A 16,122-nucleotide genomic window follows, 5' to 3' on the forward strand; every position below is an offset into this window, starting at 1 on the left:
GGCGTTTTTTTTTAGTTATTTCCGCCATACATGTGACCATCAGTAAAATCCTGATACGGTTTTTCTTCGTCATCATCATTTTTACTATCCATCATAGCATTCATGGCTTCTAAACGTTCATTTTCCTTTTTGAGTTGATATGATTTTCGAAGACCAATTATTAACAGTATTCCGAAGCAAATAAATATAATAATTAATATATTTAGTATACCTATTTGGTTAGCAATTGGTAGTGCTAATTGTTGATTTAGGAGGTTAATAAGTTGCATGAAAAATGCGAATTAAAGTGTTCAGTCAATCAAATATAGGCTAATTAATTGATTGAAAACTGTTTAAAACTAATTTCTTAGAAAGTATATTAGTTTTTCAATTTTAATTGTTTTGTTGATGGTTTTATAAAAAATAACTATGTTTTTTTATTGAAATCATGAAATCTAATTTGAGTTTATTAAAAAATAAAGGTTATAAAATGACAAATAACAACGTTAAAAATATTAAAAGCGCATTGCTTTCCGATAATTATTATATACTTAAAAAGTTCAGTTTTGACTATCTAATGTCTAATGGTGAATGGGTTACTCAATGGCGTGAAGTATATAATCGGGGAGATGGCGCAGGAATTCTACTATATAACACAACCAAGAAAACGGTAATTTTAACCAAACAGTTTAGAATGCCAACTTATTTGAATGATAATAAGGATGGACTGTTGGTTGAAATCTGTGCAGGCATGTTAGATAAAGACCATCCTGAAAAATGTGTGATACGAGAAACTGAAGAAGAAGTTGGCTACCGTTTAAAAGAAGTTAAAAAAGTTTTTGAAGCCTATTCTTCACCAGGGGTTCTGACGGAAAAAATGCACTTTTTTATAGGGGAATATACCGATGATATGAAAGTTAGTGAAGGTGGTGGGGTAGCAGGTGAACACGAAGATATTGAGGTGTTGGAAATGCCTTTTACCGATGCCGTAAACATGTTGAACAGTGGAGAAATTAATGATACAAGAACAATTGTGCTTTTACAATATGCACAGATTCATAAGTTATTAGAGTAGTAAATAAATGCCTTGGAGAGCAATGAAAACCAATAAAAAATATATTTTCATAACTGAGAGACTTGGTTTTCGTAATTGGGATAAAAGTGATTTGGATGCGTTTTCAAAATTAAATGCAGATCCAGAGGTCATGTCCTATTTCCCAAAAACTTTAACTCGCAATGAAACTGCTGATTTCATTGAGCGACTTCAAAATCATTATATAAAAAAGGGTTATAATTATTTTGCCACTGAAATTTTAGACACAGGAGAGTTTATAGGCTTCATAGGATTAGCTCATCAGAAATATGAAAGCGATTTTACACCAGCTACAGACATTGGTTGGCGATTAAAACAGAGCGCATGGAGACAAGGTTACGCCACTGAAGGTGCAAAAAAATGTCTTGAGTTTGCTTTTGAAACTTTGAAACTAAATAAGATCATAGCCACTTGTACGGTGCAGAATTTTAAATCGGAGTTGGTTATGAAAAAGTTAGGAATGAAGAAACTAACAGCTTTTAATCATCCAAATTTAAAGGAACACCCCGAATTTCAAAAATGCATTTGTTATGAAATTAACAAAAGCGATTATACAGAAAGTTAAAAAAAAACTAAGTTTTAACAGCCCTAATGAAGTCAGTAATTAAATAGGTAAGGAGTTTGCCAACCTGATCGGATTTCTTTTTTGTAGGAGCAGCTTCACAAAGGTGCAAATAGGTAACCTTTTTTTGTTTCGCAAAGTGATGTAAAAATTGTCTCGCTTTTTTTATGCTAAATCCGCTAGGCGACATGGCACTACTCGGTGTATTTTCAATAGCATCACAATCAATTTCTATTCCAAAAGGTGTCTCGCAAATAAATTCGGACGCACGGTTAAGTTCATTTTTAAATTTCAATTCATTTCTAACCTCTAAGGCTTCAAATGTGTTGTATTTCAGGTTTTTATTAGTTTCTAATGTTCTAAAAATACGGTCTGATGTATAATTTTCATGTAATCCAAAAACAAAGTAATGGTCTAAAAAGCCTTCCGCGAAAGCGTAACTAAAACCATTTCCACTATGGCGTCCTTCTTCGGCTCTAAAATCGGAATGCGCATCAAAATTAATGACATTCAAAGCATCTCCTAAGGCTAAACTAGACCCTTTTAGGTTGCCGTAAGCATTGTTATGACCACCACCAATAATAATAGGTTTCTTTCCAGCCAATATAATTTGATAAATAACATGTGAGACGTAACTATCTATTTTGTCAACGAGGTTCCTTGCTTTTAGAATATCTTTCTTTTTAGAGGAGTTGAGCTTTTCTAAGGTTTTAAGTTCTGAAGAAAAGTCTAAGTGACCTAGAACTAATACTTTATCTGCATGCGTAAAATCGTTGCTCTGAATATTTAATAATACTTTTAAAGTAGTTTCCCATGTTTTTGAGGCACCTGTATTGCCATGATTTGCAAAAACACCTAGATCCTCAGGCAGCCCAACTATTACAAATTCAACATCCAAATTTAAAAGTTGCTCGTATATATGACTGACGTTGGACAGCATTTTTACGTGTTGGCCAAACTTGGATTCTCCCAAGCGTTTGTTTAGTAGGTTATTACGTTTAGCATTATTAAATAAAACCAGTTTATCCATGAATTTAAGTTTGAATATTAAAAATACATTATAATAATTTTATAACCTTAACAAACCAAATAATAAAAATTACGTTTAACTTTATCAAAATTAAAACAACAAAATTATGGAAAATAACAAAACGAGTTCTGGATTAAAAATTGCTTTAGGTATCGCTATTGTTTTATTTTTAGGAACAGGATTTTATACTATGAACCTTTATAAACAGTCTAACGACGACAAAAAAGAGTTGGTAGAACAAAAGCAATTAGTAATGAACGATTTAAACGCTATGGCTAAGCAATATGATGATGCGATTAGCGAAAGCGAAATTACTAATAACAATTTAATTGAAGCTAGAGGTCGTATTCAAGGCTTAATAGATTCTTTAAAAATTTCTGAAACGAATGTAAAAAGTTTATGGAGATATAAACAAAAATATGTGTCATTACAGAAAGAAATGGATGCTATCATGGCTCAAAATGATTCTTTAAGAATTGAAAATTCATATTTAGCAACCTCATTAGATAGCACACGTGTTCGTTTAGAAGAGCGTACTGTTTTTACTGATTCATTATTGGTACAAAACAATGCATTAGCTGAAGTCGTTGAAAATGCTTCTATATTAAATACCTTAGATTTAAAAGGATCTGGAGTTATTGAAAGAACTTCTGGTAAAGTAATTCCAACGGAACGTGCTAGACGAGCAGATAAAATACGTGTTTGCTTTACAGTTGCTAAAAACGCTTTAGTTCAAGCAGGAGATCAAGAATTGTATGTTCAAGTTATCGACCCCAAAAACAATACTTTAGGACTTAACGAACAAGTAGAATTTGAAGATAAAATTTTAAACTATAGTATTATTAGTAAATTCAATTATGAAAATGCAAATTTAAATATTTGTGAATTTGTAGCTTTAAAAGATGATAATAAATTTGAAAAAGGACGTTACATTGTAAATGTTTTTAATCAAAAAGATTTAGTATCAACTTCAGAGTTTACATTAAAATAATAATACTCAATACACTTAAAGCCAAAAACCTCAAATGTTATAGTTTGAGGTTTTTTTTATGACTTCATTTAAATTACGGTATACATCGTAAATGTTACTTATTCCTATAATTTGTATATATTTAGATGAAATTTTCACGTATTATTTTGGTATGATCTCCCTCCCAGTACCTTGTAAATAATTTTCAATAGATTACATTATGGATTCTAATTATATTTTTTTAAACACTTTTTTAGATGTTTCTGAAGAGACTTATAGGCAGTTATTAAATATATCTAAGCTAAAAGAACTTAAAGCGAGAACTCAAGTCTCTAAAACGGGAGAGGTGCCTACAAAAATATATATGCTCGTTTCGGGAATGATGCGCGCTTATTTGAGTTCTGAGGACGGAAAGGAGTATACTAAAAGTTTTTTTACGCCCTTTAGCTTTGTAGGCGCCTTTACGGGATTAATTCAAAAAAAACCATCTAAATTGGTTTATGAAGCTTTAACAGACAGTAAAGTTTATGAATTAAATTTTATAGACTTTATGACACTCTGTAAAAAGGATATTAATGTAAGTTCTTTATATAATAAAATTTTAGAGCATATTTTCATAAAATATGAAGAGCGTCAATTGGAACTCATTTCTATGGACGCTACAGAACGCTATTTGAAATTATGTAAAGAAATGCCAGATTTAGAAAGACTGATACCACAATATCAAATAGCAACGTTTCTAAGTATAACCCCTGTTCAACTTAGTAGAATTAGAAAAAAACTAAAAGACATCAAGTAGGTAGGTTTTTTACTACGAAATATGTCTTGTTTTGTAAGTAAATGTTAAAATTTAAGGTTTTGTTAACATTATTAACAAATGTTAATATAAGGTTAACAAGATAATTCTATATTTGAGTAATTCATTTAAAGATTTATTTTTTTATGGACTGCCAACTAACTAGCTAACTAATTAACCAACCAACCAACCAACCAACCAACCAACCATAAAAAAGCAGGTAATTTCTATTACCTGCTTTTTTATATCTTAGTATTTGAATGATTATTTCAAACTTCCAACCATATCTTCTGGTTTTACCCAAGCGTCATAATCTTCAGCCGAAACATGTCCTAATCTAACCGCTTCCTCTTTTAATGTTGTACCATTTGCATGGGCCGTGTTGGCGATTTCAGCAGCTTTATAATAACCAATTTTAGGATTTAAAGCAGTTACAAGCATTAATGAGTTGTTTAATAACGTATTAATAACTTCTTGGTTTGGTTCAATACCTACAGCACAGTTTTCTTCAAAACTCACACATACATCTCCAATTAATTGCGCAGATTGCAACACGTTAGCAGCCATAACAGGTTTAAAAACATTTAATTCATAATGACCTTGTAATCCACCAACAGAAACGGCAACATCGTTACCCATAACTTGTGCGCAAACCATTGTCATCGCTTCGCATTGTGTAGGGTTAACTTTTCCTGGCATTATAGAACTTCCTGGTTCGTTAGCTGGAATAATAATTTCTCCAATACCCGAGCGCGGGCCAGAAGCCATCATTCTAATATCGTTAGCAATTTTATTTAAAGAAACTGCTAGTTGCTTTAATGCTCCATGTGTTTCGACTAGTGCATCGTGAGCTGCTAAAGCTTCAAATTTATTTGGAGCTGTTATAAATGGCAAACCTGTAAATTCAGCAATAAAATCTGCAACCACTTCACTATAACCAGCAGGAGTATTTAATCCTGTTCCGACAGCTGTTCCGCCTAAAGCCAATTCACTTAAATGGGGTAATGTGTTTTCTAGAGCACGAAGACCATGATCTAGCTGAGCCACATAGCCAGATATTTCCTGACCTAATGTTATTGGTGTAGCGTCCATTAAATGGGTTCTCCCTATTTTAACGACATTACTAAACGCTTTAGATTTAGCATTTAAAGTATTTCTTAATTGTTTTACTCCTGGAATCGTTGTTTCTACAATTTTCTTGTAAGCAGCGATATGCATACCTGTAGGAAAGGTATCGTTTGAAGATTGTGATTTATTAACATCATCGTTAGGTTGAATTGTTTTTTCGCCTTCGCCAATAACTTTTCCAGCCAATTGATGTGCTCTGTTGGCAATTACTTCATTTAAATTCATGTTACTCTGAGTACCAGAACCTGTTTGCCAAATCACTAAAGGAAACTGATCATCATGCTTACCTTCTAAAATTTCATCACATACTTGAGAAATTAAATCACGCTTTTCAGCATCCATAACACCTAACTTACAGTTTGTATAAGCAGCCGCTTTTTTCAAGTAAGCAAAGCCGTATACAACCTCTAATGGCATAGAAGCCGCAGGTCCAATTTTAAAATTGTTTCTAGAGCGTTCTGTTTGTGCACCCCAAAGTTTATCGGCTGGTACTTGTACCTCGCCCATAGTATCTTTTTCTATTCTGTAACTCATTTTGAAAGTATTAAATTCTAAGATGTAAAGTTACGGCTTTTACCAGTTTTTAAGAATAGGATTCATGTAATTTTTAGATTACTTTTTTAACAATTATATAATGATTTTGATCTGATAAAAAAATATAAATTAAGTAACTTAGCATATATGAGTCACTTATGTGATTTAACTAATTTTAATTTTTAACTAAACAGATCATATTATGGCAACAATTAGATTGGGAGATGAAGCTCCAGATTTTACGGCAGAATCTACAGAAGGAACAATTAATTTTCATGAATGGCTAGGGGGTAGCTGGGGTATCTTATTTTCACATCCAGCAGATTATACACCTGTTTGTACAACAGAATTAGGTACGGTAGCTAAATATAAGGCGGCATTTGACAAAAGAAATGTAAAAGTGGTCGCCTTAAGCGTAGATGGCTTAGACTCTCACCGTAGTTGGATAAAAGATATTAATGAAACGCAAGAAACCATAGTTAATTTTCCAATTATTGCAGATGAAGACCGAAAAGTCTCAGAATTATATGATATGATTCATCCAAATGCAGATAGTAATTTAACAGTACGATCGGTATTTGTTATTGGTGCTGATAAAAAAGTGAAATTGATGATTATTTATCCTGCATCTACAGGGCGGAATTTTGAAGAACTTTTGCGTGTTATTGATTCATTACAATTAACAGCGTATCATAAAGTGGCTACTCCTGCGAATTGGAGAAATGGTGAAGATTGTGTTATTGTACCTTCTGTGGCTACTGCAGATATACCAAGTATATTTCCTAAAGGGTTTGAGGAAATTAAACCTTACTTAAGAACAACACCACAGCCCAACTTAAATTAGTTGAAAACTCTGTTAATAAATTTTATATTGATTTTGTATAACAAAGGTCTTTACATTATATTTGCGACAGATTTTATAACCGACACTTTACATTATGTTTGATTTTGATCAATATTTAGGCTTTTTAGCATTTTTAACCATTTTAACTTTAGGTTTTTGGTTGATGATTTTTTTAGTAACATTTATAGTGCCTTACTGGATTGGGGGATCTATAATTGAAAAGTTAAAAGAAATTAAAGAAGAAAAGAAAGCTAAGCGCCAAGCTTAGAAAACATAAGTTTATTATAAAAAAAAGAGGTTAATTTCAAATTAACCTCTTTTTTTATGTTTTGTTATTTTTTATAAAATATTAACCTTCAAAATCGTCATCATCTCCACCGTGATCGTGATTGTTCCTTTTCTCGCGGTCTTGTTTTTTCTGATTGAATCTATAAATAACAGAAAGGTTGACTTGACGTTGTCTCCATTGTGACTCACTCTCTCTTTCAAATGTTTCGGTTTCTGTTAGAGAGATATATTTTCTAGAGTTAAAAACATCACGAACATTTAGAGAAGCTGTAACGTGATCACCAATTTCCTTACTAAAGGCTAAATCCATAGAGAAAACACCTTCTGTAGTGCTTTGTGCGTTTGAATTTGGACCTCTGTAATTCATGTTAGTTTGCCAATCTATTTCTCCCGGTAAGGTGACTTTACTGCTAAATCTAGCAAACCAACTATTGTCACTGTTGCCATAATCAACACCATTAAATTCGCCATCCTTTTTAAACTGAAAATAATTAAAACTAGAATTTAATCTTAGCCATTTATAAGGATTATAGAGCACACCAACTTCTGCACCTGTTCTATCATTTGAAGATAAATTAAAAGGAATCGTTCTAATAATATCAATTCCATCTGAAGTTTGTCTACCAGTATCTTCTTGTACACGCTCAAAGGAACCTGTTTCGTGCTGGTAATACACAGATGTTGTTAAAGTTAATTTATCCCATCGTTTTAAGTAACCAATATCGAAAGCGCTTGAAAAAGCTGGTGCAAGGTTTGGGTTTCCTTGAAACACATTTGTTCTACTAGATCTTGAAGGGAAAGGGTTTATGTAATATCCTCTCGGTCTGTTTATTCTTCTATTGTAACCAAAAGTGATACTTTCTTCTTTATTATCATCCTTTTTAGCTAGGTTATAGATAAGATTTACGGTAGGGAATAGGCCAAGATAATTATTGTTAAAATCCAGATCTATAGGAAAACCAAAAGCGTCTTCAAGTTCTTGGTCTGTTAATTGAGAATCGATAACCCCCTTTAATTGTGTGTTTTCTAAGCGAAGGCCTAATAGAAAGGAGAATTCTCCAAATTTAGTACCGTATTGCGTGTAAAATGCTGAAATATTTTCAGTGTAATCAAAAATATTAGAGATGGTATCATTGACAAAAAAATCTCCTGAATTAAGATCTTCTTGTCTTAATGTATAATCTTTGATTTCATTTTGAAAATTTCCTCTAAAACCAGCTTCAAATCTAGAGTCTTCACCAATGGGTAATACATAATCGGCTTGAATTAAATATTCTTTTTCCTTTTCAGTTTGATTAATTTTTTCTTGCTGAAATGGATCAGGATTCGTTTGGTTAGTGGTTATATAAATTTCATTAATATCAGAAAACTGGTCTTCATCTTTATTTTCATATTGAAAATCGGCAGTCAATTCATGGCCTTCATCATTGAATTTAGTGACATAATTTAAAGCAAATTGGAAACTTTTACCTGCTTCATTTTCGATTTCTTTTCTAAGGGTTTCTTCTTCTAAGATATTGGTGTTGAACCGCTTACTATAGTTTAAAGATTCATCGGCATCTTCACCATTTCTATAAAAAACGCTTCCAGTAATTGCGGTTTTATCGGTAAGGAAATATTCCATACCCAAACTGGCGTTAAAATTGCGATTTAAACGCGTAACCCTTTGATTTTCATTAATATTTTCAAATTCTGGAGCTACGGTTTGACCATTCTCAATTTTATCAAAATAATGTGTATTGGTCTTACTGTTTCTAGGCGCATCATAGTAGCGATATCCTAGGTTTGAAAAAAGATTGTATTTTTCAGTTCTGTAGTTTAAATTACTAGAGATTCCTGCATAATCAGGATTTCCAACTGAAGCAGTTATAGATCCGTTAAAACCAAGCGTTTCTTTTTGTCTTAAAATAATATTTAGAATTCCTGCTGTTCCCTCGGCATCGTACCTTGCTGAAGGCGAAGTAATCACTTCAACACGTTCGATGGCTTCTGCTGGTAATTGAGCTAGTATATTTGAGTCTCCAAAACCAGCCATTGTAGAAGGTTTTCCGTTTATTAAGATTCTAACGTTTTCATTGCCTCTTAAACTGATAGACCCTTCAACATCAACCGAAACAGAAGGTACATTGTTTAAGGCGTCGCTAACGGTTCCACCTGCTGCGGTCAAATCTTTTCCAATATTATATATTTTTTTGTCTAATTTAATTTGAACCGTAGTCGTTTCAGCAATGATTTCAACGGCATCTAAGGCTTCCATATTGATAGTTAATGAAATAGCCCCTATATCTAAATCTGAATTTATTACTTTATTAGGAAGTGTAATTGTAGTATAGGAAATGTATTCTATGGCAATATCGTAAGTGCCTTTAGAAATTGGAATACTGAATTTTCCGTTTTCATTAGTGATGCCACCTTCAACAATTTTATTTTCAGCTTTGCTAAAAAACGAAATCGTTGCGTATTCTAAAGGCTGTTTGGTTTCTTCGTCAATAACAGTACCCGTTATGGTTAGCTCCTTTCCTTTAATAGATTTTTGAGAGTAACTAAAATTTGAAATAAATAAAAAGGTAAAGAGTAATGGAATTAATTTGTGCATTAGTCGTTGTTTGTCGAGTAAGACCGTAAATTTATATCATGGTTTAAGGACGAATGGTTAATGTTATGTTAATAAAAACACCTGAGATTATATAATCTCAGAAATATTTTCAGGTGGTCTACCTATAACTGCTTGATTCCCATTAATTACTATTGGACGCTCAATTAACTTTGGGTTTTTAACCATGGCAGTGATTATTTCGGCATCACTTAAATCTTTATTTTTGAATTCACTTTTCCAAATGGCTTCGTTTTTTCTAACCAGCTGAATGGGTTTAATATTGAGAAGTTTAATGATGTTTTTTAATTCCTTTTCCGATGGCACATCTTCTAAATATTTAACAATTTCAAAATCTTTCCCAGATTCTTCAAGAATTTGAAGTCCGCAACGTGATTTACTACATCTGTTATTGTGATATATTTTAATCATTATAGTTTTATATTAAAGTTCTCTAATTGTTTTACTAGTTTTTCTGAGGAGGTAAAATGAATGCCGTGAATACCTATTTTTTTAGCAGCCTCTATGTTTCTTAAATTGTCATCAATAAAAACAGCGTTTTCAGCCTTAATGTTGAATCGGTTTAAAGTAAGCTCGTAAATATCTTTAAAAGGCTTTCGAGTATTTTCTTCTCCTGAAACCAATATAGCATCAAACCATTGTAAAAACTCAAATTTTTCTTGAGCAATAGGGAAGGTTTCAGCGCTCCAATTGGTTAAAGCAACCACTTTATACGTCTTGGAGTCTATGAGTTTTTTAAGAATGTCAACCGTACCCTTAATCGCACCACCTAGCATCATTTCCCAATTACCATAGAATAAGCGAATTTCTTTTTCGTATTCAGGAAAAAGTTTAACACGATCTTCGGTAGCTTGGACTAAAGGATAACCGGCATCTTGGTTTTCGTTCCAATCGCTTGTACAAATATGGTCTAAAAACCAGCGTGTTTTCTCTTGATCCCCATTAAAAACGTCTAAGAAAACATACTCAGGATTCCAGTCGATAAGCACGCCTCCAAGGTCGAATATAATCGTGTCTATTTTACTCATAATTGATTGTCGTCTTCAACTTTTTGGCCCATTGTCATGAGGTAAGACTTTAGAAACTCTTGAATATTTCCATCCATAACAGCATCTACATTTCCTGTTTCATGACCAGTACGTACATCTTTAACTAATTTATAAGGGTGCATAACATAGTTTCTAATCTGGCTCCCCCATTCAATTTTCATTTTACCGGCTTCAATGTCTTCGCGTTGTGCCAGTTGTTTTTGAAGTTCAATTTCATACAATTGTGACTTTAACATTTGCATGGCTCTCGATCTATTATCGTGTTGAGAACGTGTTTCAGAACATTGTATTTGTATACCAGTAGGCTTGTGTAGCAGTTGTACTTTGGTTTCAACTTTATTCACATTTTGTCCACCAGCACCACTAGAACGGGCTGTAGTGATTTCTATATCAGCAGGGTTGATATCTATTTCAATCGTATCATCTACAAGCGGATAAACGTAAACGGAAGCAAAACTGGTATGGCGCTTGGCATTACTATCAAATGGTGAAATACGAACCAAGCGGTGTACGCCATTTTCACCTTTTAACCAACCAAACGCGAAATCACCTTCAAGCTCTAATGTCACTGTTTTTATACCAGCAACATCACCTTCTTGAAAGTTAAGTTCTTTTATTTTGAAACCACTTTTTTCGGCGTACATCAAATACATACGCATGAGCATATTGGCCCAATCACAACTTTCTGTACCACCAGCACCAGCGGTAATTTGAAGCACAGCACTTAGACTGTCACCTTCTTCCGAAAGCATGTTTTTGAATTCAACATCTTCTAATAGTACAGCAGTTTTGTCATAGTGTTCTTGAACTTCTTCAGCGGTATATTCGCCTTCCTTATGGAATTCATAAAGCAAGTCAAGTTCTTCTATAAGCGATTTAATGGTTTTGTAATCTTCAACCCATTTTTTCTTGACGCGAAGCGATTTCATAATGACTTCAGCAGCTTTGGGATCGTTCCAGAAATTGGGGTCGAAGGTTTGTTCTTCCTCGTTTTGTATTTCTATAAGTTTGGCATCTATGTCAAAGATAGTGCCTAAGTTTATCGAGGCGGGTATTAAGATCTTTTATTTGATCGGATGTTATCATGTCATTTTACTTTTGAACAAAAATAGGATTTAATCAAGCAGTTGAAAACAATTCTGAGTATAATTTTATAGCTTTACATTAAAACCTCTAGAATGATAATAGACCTTAGAAGTGATACAGTAACTCAACCAACAGCAGAAATGTTAACGGCTATGATGGAGGCTAAAGTTGGTGACGATGTATTTCGAGAAGATCCTACCGTTAATTTATTAGAGCAAAGAGTAGCCAATTTATTTGGTAAAGAGTCGGCGTTGTTCTTTCCTAGCGGTACGATGGCAAATCAGACAGCTATTAAGCTGCACACAAACCCCGGCGAACAGATTATTTGTGATAAATATGCTCATATTTATAATTACGAATCGGGAGGCGCATCTTTTAATAGTGGTGTGTCGTGTAAGTTGATAGATGGAAATAGGGGAATGTTTACCGCCGAGCAAGTTTTAGAAGCTATTAATCCAGAAGATTATTATTATAGTAAAACCAGCTTAGTTGAAGTTGAAAACACCACAAATAAAGGTGGTGGGGCCTGTTGGGATATTAATGAAATTTTAGAAATAAAAAAGGTATGTGTTGAAAATAGCTTAGGATTTCATTTAGATGGCGCACGATTATGGAATGCGATTGTTGAAACAAACGTTTCGTTACTAGAATACGGTAAAGTATTTGATACAATTTCGGTGTGTTTAAGCAAAGGTTTAGGCTGCCCAATAGGGTCTGTTTTGGTGGGAAATGCCGAAATCATGAAAGATGCCTTGCGTATTCGTAAAATATTTGGAGGCAACATGAGGCAAGCTGGATATTTAGCGGCTGCAGGAAATTATGCTTTGGATCACAACATTGATAGGCTAAAAGAAGATCATAAAAAAGCTAAAGAAATAGGGGAGGCACTTACACAATTGTCTAAAGTAAAGTCTGTTGAAACTGTTGAAACAAATATTGTGATTTTTGAACTACATGATGATGCAGATGATAAAGCATTTGTTCAAAAATTAGCAGAACAAAATATTTTTATAATAGGAATGGGTAATAAAAAATTACGCATGGTAACACATTTAAATTATAGTGATACCATGCATAATAAGTTTTTAGAAATTTTGAAATCGAACAATTAATAAGACGCTGTTCAATAAAATTAAGCTTCTTTATCAACAACTTCAGCAGTTGGAGCATTGGTTTTTACGGATTCGATACCGTTTTCCATGCCATCTGTAGCGGCGTACATTTGACTTGAACCAATAATTTGTCCGTTAGCAGCTTTTATATTAAAATGAAACTTTCCGTTAGCAGCAGTTTTACGTTCAAATTTCGAGTCGTCTGCACAGTTTGTTTTTACAGATTCAATACCGTTTTTAGCTCCAGATTTATCTGCATAACCTTGACTAGCTAAGATAATTTGACCATTTTTTGCTTTCAGATGAAAATAGTATTTTTCGTTGTTTTCACTTTGAAATAATTCGAACATAATTTTTGAAATTTAAGATTAAAAACTAAAAATAAGAGAATTAAATTTATTTTGCTACTACTAGAGGTCAAAAAAATGTTATAAAATTTACTTTTACTTATTTAAACATATCCATTCCAGGGATGTTCGGCATACCTTCTTTTGCAACAGCGGCCAATTCTGCTTCGTTTACACTTGTTGCTTTTTCAATGGCTTTATTTAAGGTAAGAATTAAATAATCTTCTAATTGCTCTTTGTCTTCTAACAATTCGTCGTTTATATCAATAGATTTTATTGCTCTATTGGCTGTTAACGTTACTTTTAATTTTCCGTCATTGCTAGATTCATCAACTAAAACAGTGTCTAAACGTTTTTTAGTGTCTTCTACTTTTTGTTGGGTTTCTTTAAGTTTACCCATCATTCCCATCATATCTCCAAACATAATTTTTCTTTTTTTGTTTGATACAAAATTATTAAAAATAGACTAAATTTAGTGTTAATTAATATAAAATGAAAAATCAACTCTTTATTCTATGCTTAAGCATTATTTTTGCCCACTCTTGTAAAGAAAATGATAAGATGATAGAACATGAAACTCAGGCGAATCCTCCAGTCGCAAAAAAAATAGCACATAAGTTAAGCATTCATAATGATCAAAGAACTGATAATTATTATTGGTTGAACGATAGAGAGCATCCTGAAGTTATTGATTATCTCAATAAAGAAAATGAGTATACCAAAGCGATGATGGCACATACTGAAGATTTTCAGAAAACGCTATTTGAGGAAATGAAAGCCAGAATTAAAGAGGATGATACTACAGTGCCTTATAAGTTAAATGGCTATTGGTATATCACAAAATATGAAACAGGAAAAGATTACCCGATTTACGTTAGAAAAAAGGGAACCTTAGATGCTGAAGAGGAGGTTTTATTCGATTGTAACGAGATGGCAAAAGACCAAGCCTATTTTAACTTAGGAGGCTTATCTATTAGTCCAGATAATACTATGGCTGCTTTTTCTACAGATTTAGTGAGCAGGAGACAGTATACGATTCAGGTTAAAAACTTGGTTACAGGCGAAATTTATTCAGATAAAATAAAAAACACTACGGGAAGCGCGACTTGGGCTAATGACAATAAGACGCTTTTTTACACGATGAAGGATGAAGTAACCTTGCGTTCAGAAAAAGTTTTTAAGCACAGATTACATACAGAAACTACCGCAGATACCGTAGTCTTTTACGAAGAAGACGAAACATTCAACACCTTTGTTTATAAGACAAAATCGAAGAAATATATTGTTATTGGTTCTTCAAGTACTTTATCTGCAGAATACCGTTTTTTAAACGCGGATACACCTGATGGTGAATTCAAAATTTTTCAAGAACGTACAGAAGATTTAGAATATAGTATTGCCCATTACGAAGATTACTTTTACATTATTTCTAATACTGATGGCGCTACAAACTTTAAAATTTCAAAGACTCATGAAAATAATACGTCTTTAGAAAATTGGAAAGACGTTATACCACATAGAGCTGATGTGCTTATTGAGGATCTTGAAATCTTTAAAGATTATTTAGTTGTTAATGAACGTGAAAACGGACTTAATAATTTACGGATTATAAGTTGGAATGGTAAAGAAGATTATTATTTACCATTCAAAAGTGAAACATATACGGCCTATCTAGGGAATAATCCAGATTTCGATAGTGATACGATGCGCTACGGTTACAACGCTTTAACATCACCAAGTTCTGTTATTGATTACAACTTTAAAACCAAGCAAAGTGATATTAAGAAGGAGCAGGAGGTTTTAGGTGGAAATTTCAAAAAAGAAAATTACGAATCTAAGCGCATCTGGGCTACAGCAAGAGATGGTGTAAAAATACCAATGTCGATGGTTTATAAAAAAGGCGTGAAGTTTGATGGTTCTGCACCTTTACTACAGTATGCTTACGGTTCCTATGGATCAACTATAGATCCTTCGTTTTCAACGGTGCGTTTAAGTTTACTGGATAGAGGATTTATATATGTTATAGCTCATATTAGAGGCGGTGAGTACTTAGGTCGTGAATGGTATGAAAACGGCAAACTATTAACCAAAAAAAATACGTTCACAGATTATATAGATTGTTCTAAATTTTTAATTGAAGAAAAATATACTTCAAATAAGCATTTGTATGCCTATGGTGGTTCTGCTGGTGGTTTATTAATGGGAGCTATTATTAATATGAACCCAGAATTATATCATGGTGTTTTAGCAGCTGTTCCTTTTGTGGATGTGGTTACTACGATGTTGGATGACACGATTCCCTTAACTACTGGAGAGTACGACGAATGGGGAAACCCTAATGAAGTAGAATATTATCAATATATGAAGTCGTATTCACCTTATGATAATGTAAAAGCCATAAAGTATCCAAATATGCTAGTTACTACCGGATTGCATGATTCTCAAGTACAATATTGGGAACCAGCAAAATGGGTTGCTAAATTAAGAGAGCTAAAAACAGATTCTAACAAATTATTACTTCATACAGACATGGATTCTGGTCATGGCGGGGCTTCAGGGCGTTTTGAAAGTTTAAAAGAAGTGGCTTTAGAGTATGCCTTTTTATTAGATTTAGAAGGAATGCATGGTCAGTAGAAAAAAAAGTTTTATTTTTGTGGGGTTTTAAGCTGTTTTGCTTACAAATGGTAAGG

Annotated in this window: 17 protein-coding genes; 8 read left to right on the top strand and 9 right to left on the bottom strand. The window is 33.0% G+C overall.

What is annotated here, in order from left to right; translation table 11 throughout:
- Window positions 1-11 precede the first annotated feature (11 nt).
- Window positions 12-269, bottom strand: coding sequence for a hypothetical protein (locus KO493_RS14725; RefSeq protein WP_216068748.1), 258 nt, complete (start codon window positions 267-269; stop codon window positions 12-14).
- A 200-nt stretch (window positions 270-469) separates the two neighbouring features.
- Here KO493_RS14725 and KO493_RS14730 point away from each other — a divergent pair, with 200 nt between their 5' ends.
- The gene (locus KO493_RS14730; protein ID WP_216068749.1) at window positions 470-1,054 is read left to right on the top strand and encodes an NUDIX domain-containing protein; all 585 of its coding nucleotides are present in this window, start codon (window positions 470-472) and stop codon (window positions 1,052-1,054) included.
- 22 nt (window positions 1,055-1,076) lie between these two features.
- Window positions 1,077-1,637 (top strand): GNAT family N-acetyltransferase, encoded by a 561-nt coding sequence (locus KO493_RS14735; RefSeq protein WP_216068750.1) that lies wholly within the window; start codon window positions 1,077-1,079, stop codon window positions 1,635-1,637.
- Window positions 1,638-1,644: 7 nt separating this feature from the next.
- Here the strand turns inward: KO493_RS14735 and KO493_RS14740 are convergent, their stop codons facing one another.
- Entirely contained in the window at window positions 1,645-2,664 is a 1,020-nt protein-coding gene (locus tag KO493_RS14740; RefSeq protein ID WP_216068751.1) for a formimidoylglutamase, read from the bottom strand.
- Window positions 2,665-2,770: 106 nt separating this feature from the next.
- Between KO493_RS14740 and KO493_RS14745 the strand changes: the two genes are divergently transcribed.
- Complete coding sequence (locus KO493_RS14745) at window positions 2,771-3,655, top strand: chromosome partitioning protein ParA (protein ID WP_216068752.1); 885 nt, start codon at window positions 2,771-2,773, stop codon at window positions 3,653-3,655.
- A 199-nt stretch (window positions 3,656-3,854) separates the two neighbouring features.
- A complete protein-coding gene (locus KO493_RS14750; protein WP_216068753.1) occupies window positions 3,855-4,433 on the top strand; it encodes a Crp/Fnr family transcriptional regulator in 579 nt (192 codons plus the stop codon).
- Window positions 4,434-4,694: 261 nt separating this feature from the next.
- Here the strand turns inward: KO493_RS14750 and fumC are convergent, their stop codons facing one another.
- Window positions 4,695-6,092 carry a class II fumarate hydratase gene (fumC, locus tag KO493_RS14755; RefSeq protein ID WP_216068754.1) on the bottom strand — a complete coding sequence of 466 codons (1,398 nt, stop codon included), beginning with the start codon at window positions 6,090-6,092 and terminating at the stop codon, window positions 4,695-4,697.
- 202 nt (window positions 6,093-6,294) lie between these two features.
- Between fumC and KO493_RS14760 the strand changes: the two genes are divergently transcribed.
- Together KO493_RS14760 and KO493_RS14765 are read left to right on the top strand one after the other, a co-directional pair.
- The gene (locus KO493_RS14760; RefSeq protein WP_216068755.1) at window positions 6,295-6,936 is read left to right on the top strand and encodes a peroxiredoxin; all 642 of its coding nucleotides are present in this window, start codon (window positions 6,295-6,297) and stop codon (window positions 6,934-6,936) included.
- Window positions 6,937-7,030: 94 nt separating this feature from the next.
- On the top strand, window positions 7,031-7,204 hold the full coding sequence (locus tag KO493_RS14765) for a hypothetical protein (protein WP_216068756.1): 174 nt from the start codon (window positions 7,031-7,033) through the stop codon (window positions 7,202-7,204).
- A gap of 81 nt (window positions 7,205-7,285) precedes the next feature.
- On the opposite strand, the gene KO493_RS14770 is transcribed toward KO493_RS14765, so the two are convergent.
- The 4 genes from KO493_RS14770 to prfB all read right to left on the bottom strand — a co-directional run bounded on the left by KO493_RS14770 (window position 7,286) and on the right by prfB (window position 11,973).
- On the bottom strand, window positions 7,286-9,820 hold the full coding sequence (locus KO493_RS14770; protein ID WP_216068757.1) for an outer membrane beta-barrel protein: 2,535 nt from the start codon (window positions 9,818-9,820) through the stop codon (window positions 7,286-7,288).
- An 87-nt stretch (window positions 9,821-9,907) separates the two neighbouring features.
- Window positions 9,908-10,249 carry an arsenate reductase (glutaredoxin) gene (gene arsC, locus KO493_RS14775; protein WP_216068758.1) on the bottom strand — a complete coding sequence of 114 codons (342 nt, stop codon included), beginning with the start codon at window positions 10,247-10,249 and terminating at the stop codon, window positions 9,908-9,910.
- A complete protein-coding gene (locus KO493_RS14780; RefSeq protein ID WP_216068759.1) occupies window positions 10,249-10,866 on the bottom strand; it encodes an HAD family hydrolase in 618 nt (205 codons plus the stop codon). Before KO493_RS14780 ends, arsC begins: the two co-directional genes overlap by 1 nt.
- Window positions 10,863-11,973, bottom strand: a protein-coding gene (prfB, locus tag KO493_RS14785) for a peptide chain release factor 2 (RefSeq protein ID WP_216068760.1) whose coding sequence is annotated in 2 segments (ribosomal slippage) — window positions 10,863-11,909 and window positions 11,911-11,973 — 1,110 coding nt in all. Because the reading frame shifts where the segments join, the coding sequence is not laid out codon by codon here. The genes KO493_RS14780 and prfB overlap by 4 nt, the downstream gene beginning before the upstream one ends.
- Window positions 11,974-12,065: 92 nt before the next feature.
- On the opposite strand from prfB, the gene KO493_RS14790 reads away from it, so the two are divergent.
- Window positions 12,066-13,085 carry a threonine aldolase family protein gene (locus KO493_RS14790; RefSeq protein WP_216068761.1) on the top strand — a complete coding sequence of 340 codons (1,020 nt, stop codon included), beginning with the start codon at window positions 12,066-12,068 and terminating at the stop codon, window positions 13,083-13,085.
- A 20-nt stretch (window positions 13,086-13,105) separates the two neighbouring features.
- Here KO493_RS14790 and KO493_RS14795 read toward each other — a convergent pair whose 3' ends face one another.
- On the bottom strand, window positions 13,106-13,435 hold the full coding sequence (locus KO493_RS14795; RefSeq protein WP_216068762.1) for a YegP family protein: 330 nt from the start codon (window positions 13,433-13,435) through the stop codon (window positions 13,106-13,108).
- Window positions 13,436-13,532: 97 nt separating this feature from the next.
- A complete protein-coding gene (locus KO493_RS14800) occupies window positions 13,533-13,856 on the bottom strand; it encodes a YbaB/EbfC family nucleoid-associated protein (protein WP_216068763.1) in 324 nt (107 codons plus the stop codon).
- A 68-nt stretch (window positions 13,857-13,924) separates the two neighbouring features.
- On the opposite strand from KO493_RS14800, the gene KO493_RS14805 reads away from it, so the two are divergent.
- Window positions 13,925-16,066: a S9 family peptidase gene (locus KO493_RS14805; protein ID WP_216068764.1), complete on the top strand. Its 2,142-nt coding sequence runs from the start codon at window positions 13,925-13,927 to the stop codon at window positions 16,064-16,066.
- Window positions 16,067-16,122 lie beyond the last annotated feature (56 nt).

The sequence above is a fragment of the Pseudotamlana agarivorans genome, assembly GCF_018860245.1.
Lineage (GTDB): Bacteria > Bacteroidota > Bacteroidia > Flavobacteriales > Flavobacteriaceae > Pseudotamlana > Pseudotamlana agarivorans_A.